Origin of the sequence: Endozoicomonas sp. YOMI1 (assembly GCF_024606345.1) — a bacterium.
Classification (GTDB): domain Bacteria; phylum Pseudomonadota; class Gammaproteobacteria; order Pseudomonadales; family Endozoicomonadaceae; genus Endozoicomonas.
The window spans coordinates 1-17,181 of record NZ_JAHHPM010000015.1; the positions used below are offsets into that span (position 1 = coordinate 1).

13 protein-coding genes are annotated in these 17,181 nt (G+C 41.8%); 1 reads left to right on the top strand and 12 read right to left on the bottom strand.

The window, feature by feature from the left end; all coding sequences use genetic code 11:
• Positions 1 to 188: 188 nt before the first annotated feature.
• From KDK15_RS00570 to asnB (KDK15_RS00625), 12 genes are all read right to left on the bottom strand, one after another.
• Positions 189 to 2,219 carry a nucleoside-diphosphate sugar epimerase/dehydratase gene (locus tag KDK15_RS00570; protein ID WP_257293418.1) on the bottom strand — a complete coding sequence of 677 codons (2,031 nt, stop codon included), beginning with the start codon at positions 2,217 to 2,219 and terminating at the stop codon, positions 189 to 191.
• Between the two features lie 192 nt (positions 2,220 to 2,411).
• Complete coding sequence (locus KDK15_RS00575; protein ID WP_257293419.1) at positions 2,412 to 2,960, bottom strand: sugar transferase; 549 nt, start codon at positions 2,958 to 2,960, stop codon at positions 2,412 to 2,414.
• A 13-nt stretch (positions 2,961 to 2,973) separates the two neighbouring features.
• The gene (locus KDK15_RS00580) at positions 2,974 to 3,885 is read right to left on the bottom strand and encodes an NAD-dependent epimerase/dehydratase family protein (protein ID WP_257293420.1); all 912 of its coding nucleotides are present in this window, start codon (positions 3,883 to 3,885) and stop codon (positions 2,974 to 2,976) included.
• Positions 3,886 to 3,957: 72 nt separating this feature from the next.
• On the bottom strand, positions 3,958 to 5,127 hold the full coding sequence (locus KDK15_RS00585) for a glycosyltransferase family 4 protein (protein ID WP_257293421.1): 1,170 nt from the start codon (positions 5,125 to 5,127) through the stop codon (positions 3,958 to 3,960).
• Complete coding sequence (gene asnB / locus KDK15_RS00590; protein WP_257293422.1) at positions 5,124 to 7,061, bottom strand: asparagine synthase (glutamine-hydrolyzing); 1,938 nt, start codon at positions 7,059 to 7,061, stop codon at positions 5,124 to 5,126. The genes KDK15_RS00585 and asnB (KDK15_RS00590) overlap by 4 nt, the downstream gene beginning before the upstream one ends.
• On the bottom strand, positions 7,061 to 8,077 hold the full coding sequence (locus KDK15_RS00595) for a glycosyltransferase family 4 protein (protein ID WP_257293423.1): 1,017 nt from the start codon (positions 8,075 to 8,077) through the stop codon (positions 7,061 to 7,063). The genes asnB (KDK15_RS00590) and KDK15_RS00595 overlap by 1 nt, the downstream gene beginning before the upstream one ends.
• 256 nt (positions 8,078 to 8,333) lie before the next feature.
• The gene (locus KDK15_RS00600; protein ID WP_257293424.1) at positions 8,334 to 9,488 is read right to left on the bottom strand and encodes a glycosyltransferase family 4 protein; all 1,155 of its coding nucleotides are present in this window, start codon (positions 9,486 to 9,488) and stop codon (positions 8,334 to 8,336) included.
• Between the two features lie 5 nt (positions 9,489 to 9,493).
• Positions 9,494 to 10,498: a glycosyltransferase family 4 protein gene (locus tag KDK15_RS00605; protein WP_257293425.1), complete on the bottom strand. Its 1,005-nt coding sequence runs from the start codon at positions 10,496 to 10,498 to the stop codon at positions 9,494 to 9,496.
• Positions 10,499 to 10,573: 75 nt separating this feature from the next.
• Entirely contained in the window at positions 10,574 to 11,896 is a 1,323-nt protein-coding gene (locus tag KDK15_RS00610; protein ID WP_257293426.1) for an O-antigen polymerase, read from the bottom strand.
• A 180-nt stretch (positions 11,897 to 12,076) separates the two neighbouring features.
• Positions 12,077 to 13,432, bottom strand: a complete 1,356-nt coding sequence (locus KDK15_RS00615; protein ID WP_257293427.1) for a lipopolysaccharide biosynthesis protein — start codon at positions 13,430 to 13,432, stop codon at positions 12,077 to 12,079.
• Between the two features lie 161 nt (positions 13,433 to 13,593).
• On the bottom strand, positions 13,594 to 14,259 hold the full coding sequence (locus tag KDK15_RS00620; RefSeq protein WP_257293428.1) for a bifunctional 2-polyprenyl-6-hydroxyphenol methylase/3-demethylubiquinol 3-O-methyltransferase UbiG: 666 nt from the start codon (positions 14,257 to 14,259) through the stop codon (positions 13,594 to 13,596).
• A 50-nt stretch (positions 14,260 to 14,309) separates the two neighbouring features.
• Positions 14,310 to 16,157 (bottom strand): asparagine synthase (glutamine-hydrolyzing), encoded by a 1,848-nt coding sequence (gene asnB / locus KDK15_RS00625; protein WP_257293429.1) that lies wholly within the window; start codon positions 16,155 to 16,157, stop codon positions 14,310 to 14,312.
• Between the two features lie 360 nt (positions 16,158 to 16,517).
• On the opposite strand from asnB (KDK15_RS00625), the gene KDK15_RS00630 reads away from it, so the two are divergent.
• Positions 16,518 to 17,048 (top strand): hypothetical protein, encoded by a 531-nt coding sequence (locus KDK15_RS00630; protein WP_257293430.1) that lies wholly within the window; start codon positions 16,518 to 16,520, stop codon positions 17,046 to 17,048.
• Positions 17,049 to 17,181: the final 133 nt, after the last annotated feature.

The window sequence follows — 17,181 nt, forward strand, 5'->3', positions numbered from 1 at the left end:
GGCAGATGCAAAGCCTGGCTGAACGGTTTGATTTGCCGGTGACTCTTTTTCTGGAGCATGGGGGGGGGGGGTGATTGCCGTTACCCGTTGCCCGTTTCCCGTTTCCCGTAAAAGAAAAGACTAAAGCTTTTACGGGCAACGGGTACGGGCAACGGGAACGATCTTTTACAGGCAACAGGAACGATCTTTCAAGAAACTTCATCCTCAACCGCCCGCCGCCCCGGATGCCGATAAAGCCAATCCACCACCTTACTGCCAGGCGCATAACCATTGACATAGCGCAACAACAACTCCCGGGTAATGCTATAGCGGTGTTCTTTCAGGCTCTCGATCATCTCAGACAGCACAACCTTCAGCTGCTCCCAGCCCAGCAACTCTTCAAAGGCCCGGCTGATACGGGGGTGAATGGTGCCCTCAACGTTATCGCCGATCAACAGCTCTTCATACAACTTCTCGCCGGGGCGAAGGCCGGAAAAACGGATTTCAATATCCCCGTCCGGGTGTAATTCATCCTTTAAAGACAGGCCGGAAAGGGAGATCATCCGCTTTGCCAGATCGACAATTTTCACCGGCTCACCCATATCCAGCACAAATACATCCCCCCCCTGCCCCATGGCACCGGCCTGAATCACCAGTTGGGCGGCTTCCGGAATGGTCATAAAATAGCGGTTAATTTCCGGATGAGTCACCGTAACCGGCCCGCCGGTACGGATCTGTTCCCGGAACAGGGGAATCACCGAACCGCTGGAACCCAGCACATTACCAAAGCGCACCATGGTAAAACGGGTATTATTGGCAATCACCGTGCCCGGCGTGGACCCGAACAGCTCCGGCTGAAACAGCCGGATCTCTTGCTCATTATTACTCAGGGCCTGCAACACCATTTCCGCCAGGCGCTTGGAAGCCCCCATCACATTGGTGGGCCGCACCGCCTTATCGGTGGAGATCAGCACAAACTGCTTAACACACGCCAAAATGGCGGCCTGGGCAGTATAAAGCGTACCCATCACATTATTCCGCAACCCCTGGGAGACGTTATACTGAACCAGCGGCACATGCTTGTAGGCAGCGGCATGGTAAAGGGTCTCGACCTGGTAGGTGTTCATCACATCCAGCAAACGCACCGGGTCATTAATCGACCCCAGCACCGAAATCACCGGAATATCCAGCCCCAGCGTGCGGATAGTGCTCTGCAGTTCCTGATCAATGGTATAAAGGTTAAACTCCGAGTGCTCCAGCAGCACCAGCATTTTCGGCTTTCTGACCAGTGCCTGCCGGGCCATCTCGGAGCCGATGGAACCACCGGCACCGGTGACCATCACCACCTGGTCAACAATATCCTGTTCCACCAGCTCGGCAATGGGAGCCACTTCATCCCGGCTCAGCACATCGCCAATATCCACTTCCATAATCTCCTGCACCCGCGCCCGCCCACTGGCCAGGTCCTGAATACCGGGCATGGTTTTAATGGGCAAGCCAAAGGTTTCCAGATGTCGGACAATCTCCCGACGCCGCTGACGACTGGCCGATGGAACGGCCAGCAGCACCTCCTGGGCACCGGTTTGCAGAATCAGACGATCCAGTGCATCCGGGGCAAATACACGACAACCCGCGATGGTTCGCCCCCGTAGACGCACATCGTCATCAATAAAAGCCACCGGACGAAACGCCCTGGAATGCTCCAGTGCCTCAACCAGCTGGTTACCGGCCTCACCGGCACCATAAACCGCCACCGGCTGGCCCCGCAGCTCATGGCTTTTGGCTTGGGGCAACTTGATGGGGGCAAAAAGAATATCCCGCAACCTGAAGCCCCGCAGCCAGAAGCGAACTCCATAGCGACTTACCCCCAGAAGCAAGGCCGACAGCAGCCAGTACAGCACCGGCACACTGCGGGGTACAGAGATCTCAAGCAGGGTAATGGCCACAGAAAGCATCAGAAAAGAAAGGAAAGTGGCCCTCAGGATAATAAACGACACATGCTGCCCCATATAGCGCAGCAGTGCACGATACAAGCCCAGGTAGTAGAAGACCGGCAAAGAAATAACCGAGGCCAGCAACCCGGAGATGTAAAAGGAATTGAAGTATTGGGGCACAAAATCCTTATAGCCCAGGCGCAAATAGAAGGCCCCGAAAAGGGCCAGCCAGACTATTAGCAGGTCTACGACCAGCATGGTGAGGGTTTTCTGTTTTCTGGATAATTTGAGTAGTTTTTCTCTCATATTCAGCCTTTGGCTGCGTTTTCCGTTGTCCGTACCTGTTGTCCTAAAAAGACAAGCCTCAGGAAGCGGGATGTGAAAGTTTGTCTAAGTTACAGATGCGGAATAAAACAATCCTCGACTGAGCTGCACGTTATCCGCAAGATATGAGTAACGCTTTTATGGGCTGCGGGGTCGGGTAACAGGAATCGATGCTCAACGCACTCGATCCCCCTGCCCACTTCCTGTTACCGTCATGAAAATATATTTAAAATAATTCCGAACAGTTAAGGTTTTAATCATCTGGCGATCAGTTTCAGCAAGTAGCTCAGGGGTAGACATATCTATATGGTTTACCTGAGCCAAACCTGTGATACCTGGCAGCACATCATAAACACCAAGACCATCTCTCGCTGCAATCAACTCTTTCTGGTTGAAAAGATTAGGGCGAGGGCCAACCAGACTCATGTCTCCCTTCAAGACATTAAGTAATTGTGGCAACTCATCCAGCTTAGTCTTACGCAGAAAGCTCCCTAACGATGTAATAGATGAGGAAGATGCAAGATGGCTGGCTACCGATTCAGTTCCCAAGTTCATGGTTCGAAATTTAACTAAAATAAATGGTTTTTTATTCCTCCCAACACGTTGTTGCATAAATAAAGAAGACCCTGTATCAAGAAAACCTGCTATGTATATGATCAGAAAAATTGGGAATCCAAAGAGCAGCCCTAAAAATGAAAGTAGAATATCAAAGAAACGAATCATATTTGACAAACTCCTAAAAACATCGCTTTATTCCATCATGAAAACTACATGGAGGTTTCCAACCAAGAATCCTCTTCGTATAATCCAAATCTACCTTAAGGTCACATGTCAACTTTTCGATTTCTGCCTCTTTTCCTAGAACTTTAGCCAGCCACAGGAGAATTGAAACATTAACACAAAACAGGTATTGAGATCGTCCACATTCATTCATTAAGCTATAAATCAACTCTGATGTAGAAACATCATCATCATCGCTAACCAAAAAAGTTTGATTTTTAGCATCAGAATGAAATATACAATTGATAATTATATCAACCAAATTATGAACACTTATAAAGCTTCGCACGTTATTAATTGCACCAAAGGGTAAAGGGAAACCTTTTTTGATAAGCTTAACGAGGCTCCCAAAATTCCCTGGGGCATTTTTACCATAAACCAAAGGAGGGCGAATAATTACAATTTCTAAACCATGATTTCCAGCGATATCATGCAAACCTTTTTCTGCATTATATTTAGAAAGTGCGTAAGGCCCATCTGGATTTGGTGTATCACTTTCACAGAAAGAACTATCTTTACTTGTAGATTTCCCATTAACACCAATAGTGCTTATAAATATAAAGCGTTTAACACCAGACATTGCAGCTTGCCTTGCCAAGTTCAAAGTCGCATTGCAATTTATTTCTTGAAATTGAGTTTCAGCAGACTGGCTTTTATCAAAAATATGTGCCAAAGCTGCAGTATGAACGATACAATCGACATTTTTTAATATAGGTCGCCATTCTGTTTGGGAAGTAATATTCCCTACTCTAAAATCACTATCAAATGAATCTCTAGAAACAGAGATAACGTTATCACCACTTTCCTTTATTTTTGAAACCAAGTGCTTCCCAATAAAACCTGTCGCACCTGTGACCATAATATTCATTACCACCTCAGACTGCTTAAAAATAACCTACACATACACAACATAAATTAAAAATCATAAAAAATAATCGACTTATTTTGTGAGATCTCTCTCTATATGTGAGAACTTCATAGAGGTTTTACTGGTTCTCAAATCGCCATATAATCTCAAGTGCTTAGAAATAACATGATTAATATCAAATTCAGCTTCAGCAAACTTACGACCTTCCCCCCCCATATTTTTACGAAGAGAGGTGTTTAAACACAGTTTACCAATCGCCTCACTTAAAGCATTTGCATTACAAACCGGTACTAAAATTCCAGTTTTGCCTGGAATGATAGCATCCCTACAGCCAGGTACATCAGTAGTAACCACCGCTCGACCACAAGCAGCCGCTTCAATCAATGCTTTGGGTAAACCTTCCCTATAAGAAGGTAAAACAACTATATTGGCAGCCTTAATTGTATTATTGATTTCAGAACAATACCCCCAGTACTCAATATATCCATCAGCAACCCAACGCTCTACTTCTTTCTTACTAATTGATTTAGGGTTGTCATCAAAGTCACCAACCAAAACCATTCGGCAGGCAATCTTTTTATCGTATAAAATTCTTGCCGCTTCAACAAATTCTCTCACCCCTTTATCTACTAATAACCGACCGACAAACATAACTACGGGAATACCTTTTTGTTCTTCGACAAATAAATAATTATGAAGAAAAACCCCTGACCCTTTAATCAAAATCGCCTGCTCTTTTTTAATAAGGTTGTATTTTATAAATAACTTCCGATCTGTTGGGTTTTGGAAAATAACAGATGCGAATGAGCTTCTGATAGATAATCGATATAATATCTTTACTAGAAATCGGAACAATTTTGCCTTTAGGCCCTTAGCAATAAAAACATAACCTAAACCAGGAATAGCAGCAATTTTTTTTACATTTTTTAGATATCTCGACGCAAGCCCTCCATAGATAACTGGCTTTATAGTAACTAGATGAAGTACCTCTGGTTTAATTTTTCTGATAACCCTCCATATTTTGAAAAAAACATTAATCTCACCAAAAATAGAAGTCCCACTACGTGAGACAGGAATATCATGTAATATAAAGCCATACTCAGAGAGTTCTTCTTTTTTATTTGTAATTTTACATGCCAGATGAATTTCATAACCATGTTGCTGTGCTGCTAAAGCAATTGGCAATCGGTGAGATATAAAAGCCCAGTCTACGTTGACTATAAATAATAACTTTTTTCTCATTTATGATTTTTCTCATACCACAACTGAAACATCAAAATATCCCAAAGATGGTATTGCCAATTTCTTTTACCTGAAAGATGTTCTAACCATTTCTCTCTAATTGGAGCAGGATTAAAAAAACCTTCACGTTTTAGCCGTGTTTCATTAAGCAATGCCTCAGCCCAATCACGCAATGGCCCACGCAGCCATTTATCAATTGGAACACCAAAGCCCATTTTAGGGCGTTCAATTAATTCTTTAGGCACGTAACGGTACAATACCTGTCGTAAAATCCACTTACTATTCCCACCCCGAAGTTTCAAATCTTGCGGAAGCTGCCATGCAAACTCAACCACCCGATGATCGAGGAAGGGAACCCGACTCTCCAGAGACACAGCCATTGAAGCACGATCTACCTTAACCAAAATATCATCAGGCAAGTAGGTTAAAGCGTCTAAGGCCATCATCTGCTGGATACCATCAAGGCCAACAAAACGAGGCCGGTATCCAGTAAGCATTGTAGGGGGTTCGCTGCTATACAAAACAACATCTGTGGGCTTCGGCCAATGGGACACAAAACCTGAATAAAGCTCATCGAGCGTCCGCGCCCCCAGAACACCAGCCCCCTTATGCAACTTATCACCAAAATTTGAGTAACGTGAAGTTCCGGGGATATTTTTAGCAAATTTATTCCAATAGTCCGGTGGGAAAGATGTCAACGCTGAGGCCGTAATTAGACGTATAGGAACTGGTATTGATTGTAATTTTCTCCAGAGGCCACTACTCATTTCATAACGATTATAACCACAAAAAAGCTCATCTCCCGCATCGCCTGAGAGTGATACAGAAACATGTTGCTTTGCCAGTTGAGACACCAAAAAAGTAGGGATTTGAGATGAGTCAGAAAAGGGCTCATCGTAAAGCAAAGCCATTTTAGGAATAACCGCCATTGCCTGTTCGGCAGTGATATAAAGCTCTGTGTGGTCAGTACCAAGGTGGCTAGCAACAGCTTTGGCATGTTCTGCTTCATTATATCCTTCTTCATGAAAGCCGATGGAAAAAGTTTTGACCCGATGAGAAGATTGGGCTTGCATAAGAGCCACAATAGTTGACGAGTCGACTCCACCTGATAAAAATGCACCCAGCGGTACATCAGCCATCATTTGTTGCTTGACAGCATTACGGAGTAACTTGTCCAGATCATCTATTGCCTGATCTGCATTACCCTCATATTGTGTTGCCACGCCGTTGTTAGCAATATCAACAAGTGACCAGTAGGGTAAGCTCTCAGGTAGCTGCTGCTTCTGTAAGTCAGAATGGCGAAATTGCAACCAATGACCGGGTAGCAACTTATAGATACCACGATAAATTGAATAAGATGCCGGTATATAATTATGGCGCAATTGCAAAGCAATGGCGTCACGATTAATCTCATTAGAGAAAGCTGGATGCTCTCGAAGCGCTTTCAACTCTGAGCCAAAAAGGAGAACTCCATTCTGCCATCCGTAGTAAAGCGGCTTCTCTCCCAGCCTGTCTCTTCCTAAAGTCAATGTTTTGCTTTGACGATCCCATAGGGCAAAAGCGAACATACCTATACACTTTTGGAGGGTATTATGAACTCCCCAAGCCTCGAAACATGCTAAAAGAGTTTCAGTATCTGAATGGCCTCGCCAGGTAGCAACATCGTGAAGGGAAGCTCGCAGTTTCAAGTGGTTGTATATCTCCCCGTTATAAACAACAAAATAACGGCCACTATCTGAGGACATCGGCTGGTGCCCCGCTTGTGACAAATCAACAATCGACAAACGCTGATGTCCGAGGACAACTCCAAAGTCATTATCTATCCATACGCCAGAATCATCTGGCCCACGATGGGAGATGACAGAATTCATTCTATGAATGACATTACCCCAATCACTATTCCTGGGCGCATAATAACCACAAAAACCACACATTAATTTTCTACCATTTCTCTATAAACGGCCTCATGCTGATTTACACAAGAAGCAAGGATAAAACGATCAGAAACTTTGATTCTGCCTAACTGCCCCATTTTTTCTGCTAGACACGGGTTCAAGAGCAACTCGACAATACGGTCAGCCAAAGCAATATCATCTACAGGTAAAAGATAACCATCACGACCGTCATCGATAAGCTCCGGTACACCATCAATAGCATGAGAAACAACAGGGACACCGAAAGAGAACGCTTCAAGAATGGAAGTTGGGCAACCTTCCCCCCACAATGAGGGTAATACAAATATACGAGCGCGTTTTAGCCAAGGTGTTACGTCAGATTGAAAACCCTTGTAACAAACTGAGTCCTGTAAACCTGCAGCATAGATAGCCTGCTGCACAGTTCCGTTCATATCATCACGACCAATAAATACAAAATGAGCATTTGGTACATATTGGAGAACGTGAGGAATTACCTGCAAAAACTCGCGGTGCCCTTTTCGGGGGTTCAAATTAGCAATCGTTAACACTTCAAGAGGGCGATTATCGAACACAGGCAACCCTTTTGGCACCGTATTGATACCGTTATAAATAACATGGATACGTGTGTCGTCAATTCCACATCTCTGCACTAGTGTTCTTTTAGATGCTACAGAATTTGTAATCCATTTAGTGACTAAAAACCTGGTACTGCGTTCCACAAGGCGGAAAACAATATCAAGTCGGCTGTTACTATCAGGATTCCAACGAATACCATGAATTATTTTAGTTTTAGGAAACAGAAAGCGAAACGAACGTAGCCATAACGATGCCCGCAAGCCACAAACATAAAGTACATCGACAGGCGACACTGCCAAGTGACGCAATAACCGAGCTATTGAGCCAAACATTCCCCCCTTACCATATTTACCAAACACAAGCGGCTGTATGCCATATGAGCGAACCCAATCGCACCACGGTCCCTCTCCCATAATTGTCGCAAGCTCATAGCTTACATTGCTACTTGCTATCGCCATACGTGAGAGACTACGTTCCGCCCCTCCTAATTCACTACTTGAAAATAATATTAAAACTCGCAACATGATTTGAATTTAATAATTAATGCCATATTTGATTCTTAAACGTATTACCTCAGAACAAGACCTGAGACTCGCCACAGGCTGAAAGAGATTGAACTAAGGGGGAGAAGCAGAATTAACCAGCATCATCAAAAGATGTACCACCATCAGGAGCTCTAAAGTGAGAGATGGTAAGTTAACCCATGCCTCTGCCTTAAGATAAAGAGCTGAGATTCAGTCCAATAGCACGACAGAAAGCATGCTCGTTTTGTTGGTAGGAACACTTTGAGGAAACCCATGATTTACCATTTTCAGCGACTTCTCTTGCATGGTCTAAATCACCTATAACAGTTCTTAAAATATCTGCAAGCGAATTAAAGTCCTCTGCTGGAAAAATCCAGCCTGTTTCATCGTTAACTATTAGATCATGAGCTGCACCTACAGCATCCGTGGTAATAACAGGTATACCATTTGCCATCGCTTCATTTATTGTAAAGCCCCACGCCTCATACCCCACACCATCACCAGGTAAAAATCTCGTAGGTAAAACAAACACATCTGCCAATTTATAGAAACAAGGTGACTCTTCAATATTACAGGCTCCCCAGAAAAATACATGATCTGCGATGCTAAGATTTCTTGCGAGAGCCTTACATTCTGTTGCGAAATCACCATCACCAACAACTAAGAGTTTTATGTTAAAGTCAAGTTTGGCTACAGCATTTAGTAAAATATCTAGCCCTTTATATTTCACTATACGCCCAAGATATAAAACAACAGGAGTTTTTTCACAACCTAAATTTAACTTCAATTCCTTGCTTTGTTCTGAACTTCCAAGGAATTGTGAACATATATTTGTTAACTCAGTTGTATTGAATGCAATATGAATATTATCGTCTGCTGCTCCATATTCTGACTTCATATACTTGGCAGCACAAGTACCCGCGGGAACAAAAGAATCCACAGTTTTTTTGACAAGAAATCGAACCAATGGTCGCAACAGGTGATATACTTTTTGATCAGGATATTTCCACAACTCATCAAAAAGGATAATACGTTTACCTAAGATATGTAATGGAAGACTGAGCAGCAAAAAAGGAATAGATGTCGCACAAGAAAATACAACAGTTTGATATTTAAAAACACGAAAAAGATCAAAAGAAAAATTCTTTTTTCCAAAGAGGCTAATTTCTTTACATTGATGATATTTGATAGCTGTAGTATTTAATATACTTTCCGTCTCAACCCCTGCAGGGGTGTCTAGTGAATTAATAGACGTAAAAAGAAACTCAACGCCATATTTTGATAGACGCTCAAACAATTCTACCCGATAAGTTCGAATTGCTGGATGTAAAAAGATGACACTCATTATACTTATACCTGCCTCATAAACTGAGCTTTAAAATGCTTAGCACTCTGCTTCTTCATAGAATTACGAAGCTCTGAGTCAGAAGCAATGGCGGCCATTGACTGAACTAACTCCTGAACGAACAGTCTATAATCAACGGACTTCATATTCTTTAATAACTGAGGAACAAGAAAATTATTAGTTGGAACATATCCATGCCATGCTGAAATAGGCGGATTAATTAGAAAGCCATTTGATCCATTTATTACAATTTCATTGCTGGCGTACATATTTGTCGTGATCACACCTAATCCACAACTAATAGCCTCTAACAAGACCATGCCAAATGACTCCATATATGAAGGATGAACTAAAACATCAGATTCGCTCATTTTCATATACACATTTTCACGGGAAAGGTTGGCTGGTAATACAGTGCATCTTGGAATAGAATTCACAAATATTTTATATTTATCGGGTAAATGTGTAATGATTGTGAAATTGGCGTCAGGGCATTCATTTGCAACAATCTGACAAGCCTTTACGAATGCTTCTCCCCCTTTTAGTTCAAACTGCGTGCCAACGAATATGAAATTACATGATTTATCAGTATCAACAGGCAAATCAATTACTTTCTGATTGGTATAAGGATAATGAACCACTGCCTTTTCATAAACGCCTTCTCCGAACAATTGCTTGAGTGATTTTCTACATGCATCACTCATACACCGAATCTCTTTACAGCGGTGCGACAAAAGTACTTTTTTGATAATGAGTTTATAAAGCCTCATAGCACTGGGGTTGTAACCTACCAAGGACCAAGGGTTATCAATATCAACAATAAAAGGACCAGTTGCTATCAAACCTCCCCAAAGATATATAACCGCATCTTCTGGAGCCCTTTTTGGTCTCAACTTGACATTTAATAGTGGTAGTATTTGATTCCAGGAACGCGACAGTTTAGTACTTGTAGCTTTTTTTCTAGAAACTTGTTCACCGGCTCGATTTTTAGCAATTTCGGGATTAATCACTTCATTGAAAGGCCAGTTCCTTATAGTATCTAGTTGGCGATCACGGAGGTAGGAGTGAGGATAAAAATAAATCATTTATTTATGTAACAACTTCACTTTCTTTATTAATTTAACAATAATTAACCAAGGCAACAGCATAACTAAGCCTTGAATTACACCAGTACCGCCTCTTACAATATTAAACATATATATGTAAAAATAGGACATAATTGCGATTTTGATAAAAGTAAAGTTCCCTTTGCCATATAAACCTTTTTCCATCCATCTAAGTAGTAGCGCCAGAGCAATTGCATAAAATATAAACCCTATTAATCCAAAACCATAGAGCGCATCGACAACAACACCTGATGGAAGCGTCGTAACGCCATAACCGGTTGAGTACAAATAATCTTGAATTTCTACAGATCCATAAACCAATGGTTTTGTCGACCATATCGTCCGTGGAAGCAATGCAAGGAGAGCATTAAATGCATAAGAAACGCCTAAATCAACGCCACCTATAAGTTCACGTGTACTAACTATTTCTAGGAATCGAGAGAGATACTCAACACCTTCATATGTAGAGCCAATTGAAATCACCATCTCTGAAAAATTAACACTAAGATCACCTGTTTCAAGCAGCTCTTTAAATGAGTACCTAAAGAGTTGTGAAAAAGGCGCTAATAAAGATGTGATAAAAGGAAAAAGTGCCAACATGGTTAATAATTTAAAGCTCTTATTATTCAAATAATGATACAGAAAATATAGGTAAATAACTATATACAACGGCCTTCTACTCGACAACAAAATGCTAGACAGGAAAGCTAAACCAAAAACCAGCAGGCCAAAAAACAAATTAACTAATTGTCGCTTTCTCTCAACCCCGAATAAGTATAGAAATAATCCTGCTAAATATAGATCCCCAATTAAAAATGCAAACCCATTTCCAACCCTAGCTTCGATCTGCTCATTTCCATGATATACACGAACGAGCTCAAACCCAACAGATGAGAACATTACATAGTAGTAATTCAGAGACAACAACATTAACAAACCAACTAGCATACTAATAAGTAAATCATTATTAGATGAAAATACTCTATCTTGAATCAGTTTTTTTTGGATAACTTTGCCAGAAAAAAAATTAATTTTTAAAGGCAAAGAGTATGATACTCGTACAACAATCCAAAGTACACATGAAAACAATAATGCACAGTTAAGATAATAAAAATCTGGAGTTAATGGAGCCTGAATCTCATACCCATTAATAATTATTAAATACTTTATTGGATATGAAAGCATAAAGAAATAACTAAAAACCCAAAACGGTTTTGCTAATGAAATAAGAAAGCCATATCGATAAGAGTCCAAAGTAAAGAAAATTAAAATTATAATAAGCGCGGCCAAAGATAATATCATAGACTCACAAATTCTCGCACAACCGATCAATCACATATTTTATCAGTCACTGAATACTGCTAATTTCGTAACTTCTCAAAAAGTACTGGTAAACCATCGTTTCATAAAGTCGCAGGGCTTATATACCAAAGCTGATGTACTATGGTGCTTTATATTTGCCAGTACTTTTTGAGCACATACCTAATTTCTTCTTCTCGCTTTTTGATCTTCAGAAATGCCATTCCTCTCAGCAATTAAAATACTATTTTTCCCAAGCCATAAATATAAATAGAAAACAAGACAACCATGAACAATGGAAACAACCAAAACTGAGGTGTAATACCCAAAAACTGAGAAAAGTGACAGAAATAAAATTAATTTACTAATGAGTTCTAAAAGTGCAATACGATTTAACGGTACCGTATTAACCAAAGAATATGCTACCCCTGCTGGCCAGCGAGAAACTGCTAAGAAAAACATCGCTATTGCAGCAAATAAGTATGGTAGATGCTCATCAGGTGAGTTATTCCCGACCCAAATAGAAACAATACAATGCCCTATAGAACCATAAATCAGAGCAGCGACACCAGAAGCTACAATCATGAAGTATAATCCGTATTTGTAATTTTTAATGAGACCTTGATGTTCTCCCTTTGCATCCATTGCGATAAGAAATGGTGCATATGATCCCGGTATTCGCCAAAGTATTAATATTATTACTTCAGGTATTCGCCAGATTAAGTAATAGTTAGCGACGACTTCTGGTTCTGCTAACCAACCAAGAAGTAAAGTGTCTGCTTGTATGGTGAGTAACAATATTCCGTAAACAACATAATCTCGCCCCATTTTCCCACTAGCCCGAGACCACAAATTTTGAAACCCAGGTATTACTTTTATCCAGCGTAGTTGATACCTACCTCTGCGCCAGTATAACCATGCCAAAACTCGTACCGTAAGAAGGCCAGTTATTTGGGCAAAAATTATCCCTGCAAGCCCCCAATCTATATAAAGCCCTATAAGGACTAAGATGGCGAAAACTAATTGCCCTATTATTTCGTTTTGATTATTTGTTCCCTGCTTATGGCATGCACTAAATGCCAAGCGATCAGCGTTATACTCATACATTAATAATATGTAGAGACTCGCCAGCAACAGTGCCACCAGTATTTCACTATCTTCTAGAATATGTGGCATTAACCACGGCATTAATAGCCAGAATAGGAGTACGGCTAATACTGCGTAGCCGACATACAAGAACTTTGAAAATGCATAGGCTGATTTGAGCCCTTCATTGTCATCCACTGCTGCATACTCAGCCATAATACGAGCCATACTGCCACTCAGCCAACCAACGCCAATTGCTACATAATTGTTGACAGCCAAAATCATAACTAACACACCGAATTTATCTTTACCAAGGTGTTTGATATAAAGCGGAACCAAGACTAGCTGAACAATGATAGTTACCAGCATTAAACCATAACCACTGATCAGGGAATTGAGATAGTTGCGATTGATTGGAATTAGAGATGAGATAGCAGTTAATTTAATAGCCATTTGGTATTAGATCAAAACAATGATTCATATTTTTCATAGATTAGTGAGGAAATTGAAATAAAATTTTAAGCAATAACTCATAACAAAATTATAATTTTTTTTATAAAATATCGAAGCTGCTAAATAAAAATTTCTATATTTCCTAAGTACGATTCAGAGCCCTATTTATTTTGCATCACTATCAACAATGAACTCCCTAATCTCGGAGAAACAATTGTCATTACTTTAAAAATAATTGACTTTATAAATACCCTTATATTACGCCTATCTATGTTATCAAATACAAAAAAAGATTTGATTTGTACATTTAACCTTTCTGCAATATTCTGGAAGTTTTCAGGGTAATACACTGAAACATGATCAGCCAAAATATTTATTTTTTTATTCAAAATTGATCTTATGATTATATTCCCGGCAGTGGCATTTGGTGTTGTTATTACAAGAAATCCTTCATCGTTTAGGTGATGAAACAAATTCTCAACTGCAATAACAGGAGCATTCATATGTTCAATAACATCCGACAAAATAATTACATCGAATTTCTTATCCAAGTTCATCGTTTCACAGTTTGCATAATTAATATCGTAACCATTTTTTTTTGCATAATTGATCGCAGCTTCGTCTATATCGATTCCAAGAACTCCACCTGCACAATTCTTAAGCCTTTCATGTAGCCAATTTTCTTTATTCGCCGGTAGATAACCGCTTACTCCACCTGCTGCACCAACATTTAGTACAGATCTTCCACTTGAAAGATTCTCAATATATTCTAATGCATTACTAAGCCTGTGTATTTTTGTTGATAGTTTCGCTAGACCCATTTTCATATTTCTTACCCAACAATTATTTCAATTACAACTTAATTCAATAAATACAATCAACCAGAAGTGCCACATAACCAGCACTGCAATGCAAGCTGCTTTGCCACTTGGCTTGCTACAACATCACCATTTAAAAACCCTTTCCATTGCTGTTGAATGCGAGCTTTATTAAAAAGCCCACCAACTAAGTTGGGGCTTTCCATTACTTCTTCTGCTCGATCACGCCATGCCCCTCTCAACAAATCCGCTTCCTGAATGCCTGAACCAAAACCTCTTTTTGGAGCCTTGAGAAGTGATTCCGGTAGCAGATCATGAACGGAATCACGCAAGATGGCCTTGAGCCAGTCCTTGTTATTGATATCCGGAATTTTAAGTTCAGCCGGTGTAGCCAGTGCGAAATCAATCACTTCCTGATCCAGAAACGGGGAGCGTATTTCAATAGAGGCAGCCATCGCTGGAAGGTCGCCTGCAATAGTCACAGAGTGTGTGTTTTCGACCATCAGGCCTACGAAATTTGACTCATCAATATAATGTCCCGATGGGCATAACTGGCCCCAGTATTCCAACTCTTCCGCTGCTCGGTTCGCAAAGGTGTCTATGGCAACATTGGACAGGCAGTGCTTCCAAGTAGATCGGGCTATCGAATTATAAAAGGCGGCTTTGCGCGCACCAGGCTTAACAGCTAGCCAGCTCAAACGAGTATACTTAAGAGGCTTTAGGATCGACCGTAATGGAGTGACTTTATCAAGCACCTGTGAGATACGTAAAGTGTTTATATGGCCTGAATAGCCATAGAAGAGTTCATCCGCTCCGTTACCACTAAGCACCACCTTCACTCCATCATCCCGGATCGCACGACAAAGGGTGTAAGTATGTACCAGGGGCAGAAGCATAATCGGCTCACCGTAGGTCGCAATCAATTGATTAAAGATTCGCCACTGTTCTTCTGGGTCAAAGTAAAATTCTTTATGAATGGTGCCAAGCTGTTGTGCCATCAGCTTTGCGCGGCGCAGATCTTCATCGTTACGATCTAAACCCAAAGCATAAGTGTGGATTGGCTGAGTAACGTACTCCTGCATCATCGCGACAATGGCTGAGCTGTCTATGCCACCAGAAAGTAACGCCCCTACAGGAACATCAGCTCGCATACGCAAGGCTATCGCCTCTTGTAACGTAGTGCGCAGATGTTGAGGCGTTGTAGGAATGTTAGATTGAGTTGGTGTCCAGTAACGCCAAATATTTTCAATTGTGCCCTGCCTTACCCGCATAGCGTGACCGGCACGTAGCCTTTTGATGCCCCGGTAAGCTGTATGGGGGTCAGGAATATGGCGAAGATTGTGAAGCAGCATGGCTGCAATGGCATCATGGTCATAACCAGCGTCTACTCCCTCGACTTGGCGAACCGCCGGTATTTCTGATGCAAAAACAAACCCTCCTGAGGTTTGTGCATAAACGAATGGTTTTTTGCCAACCCGGTCACGGGCACAAAAGATCGAACCGTCAGCATGATCGTAGAGAGCAAAGGCAAACATACCTCGCAAATGATGCAGCATGGTTTCACCCCAGTGACGATAGGCCTCTATCAGGATCTCGGTGTCACTGTGCGTACGAAACAGACTACCTTTGGCTTTAAGCTGCTGATGTAATTCTCGATAATTGTAAATTTCTCCATTAAACACGATGCTGTAGTCACCATCAGGACTGTGCATCGGCTGATTCCCAGCCTCGGAAAGATCCAGAATAGAAAGGCGATTATGTGCGAACCCAACGCCACCAGCTTTCGATAACCACAACCCTTGAGCATCAGGGCCACGGTGATGCTGTATTTCCAGCATCCTCTCAAGGTATTTTTTTAGGCCTATATTATGACCTGGCTTCTTGTAGATACCACTAATAGCGCACAACGTTTAGCTCTCCCATACGATGGTTAATATTAGGCTGAAGACAGGGCAGGACAGTATGGGATACTAAGTTTACTACTAAAGCAAACATAAATAATTTCCGAATAGATGTTGAATGGCTGTACTTAGGGTAGACATTAAGGACAGATTCGTTGGGCTGCATATGTTTCGACGTAGGTCGGTTTCCGAAGGAAGCCGACTCGTGACCCAACCGCCGTGCACTTCTCAACACTGGAATTGTCGGCGGGGGGTAAGCGCCAATGGCACTGACTTAAGGCCTCAGCCCTTGATAATTCAAGGCTTACTCGGAAAGAAGCGACTATAAAAAGTCACAAACCTAAATATTTCCCTTCCGAGCAAGCCATGAACAAGTGTAGCCAAGAGTTTCTGTCCCTCGCAGATGATTGCCTTAACCAATTTGCACAGACTGAAAGTGATGAATTTTCATCAATCCTTACCTCTGATGACCTTAACTCTTTTCAGAATTGTTACCCCGGCTCCAGGGTAAGGGATTTTCCACCCATCAAAACATTAACCTTGTTCATGCGGCAGGTGGCCAGTGATGCCAAATCATGTCGCCACGCCCTCATTGATGAAGCGAGAGACCAGGTCGTCAGGGGCAACAAGAAGAAAGTGCCCAACACTGACACCAGCGCATATTGCAAAGCAAGGCAACGGTTGAGTGAAGCATCCGTAAGAGGTTTGCTGCGCATATCTGGCAATAGCCTTGATCACGCCTCACCAGAATCATGGCTATGGCATCAACGTCGTGTACTGCTTACTGATGGTTCAACATTGTTGATGCCTGACACCGAGAAAAATCAGAAAGAATATCCTCAGCCCGGCACCCAAAAAAAGGGCTTGGTTTCCCGATTCTCAGAATCCTTGTTTTGATATGTCTTGGCAGTGGCGCATTACTTGATTTTGCTGTGGCTGCCTACGAAGGGAAAGAAACCGGGGAACAAGCTTTGCTCAGGAAATTGTTCTCCCATCTGCAGGATGGCGACATCCTGTTAGGTGATGCGAA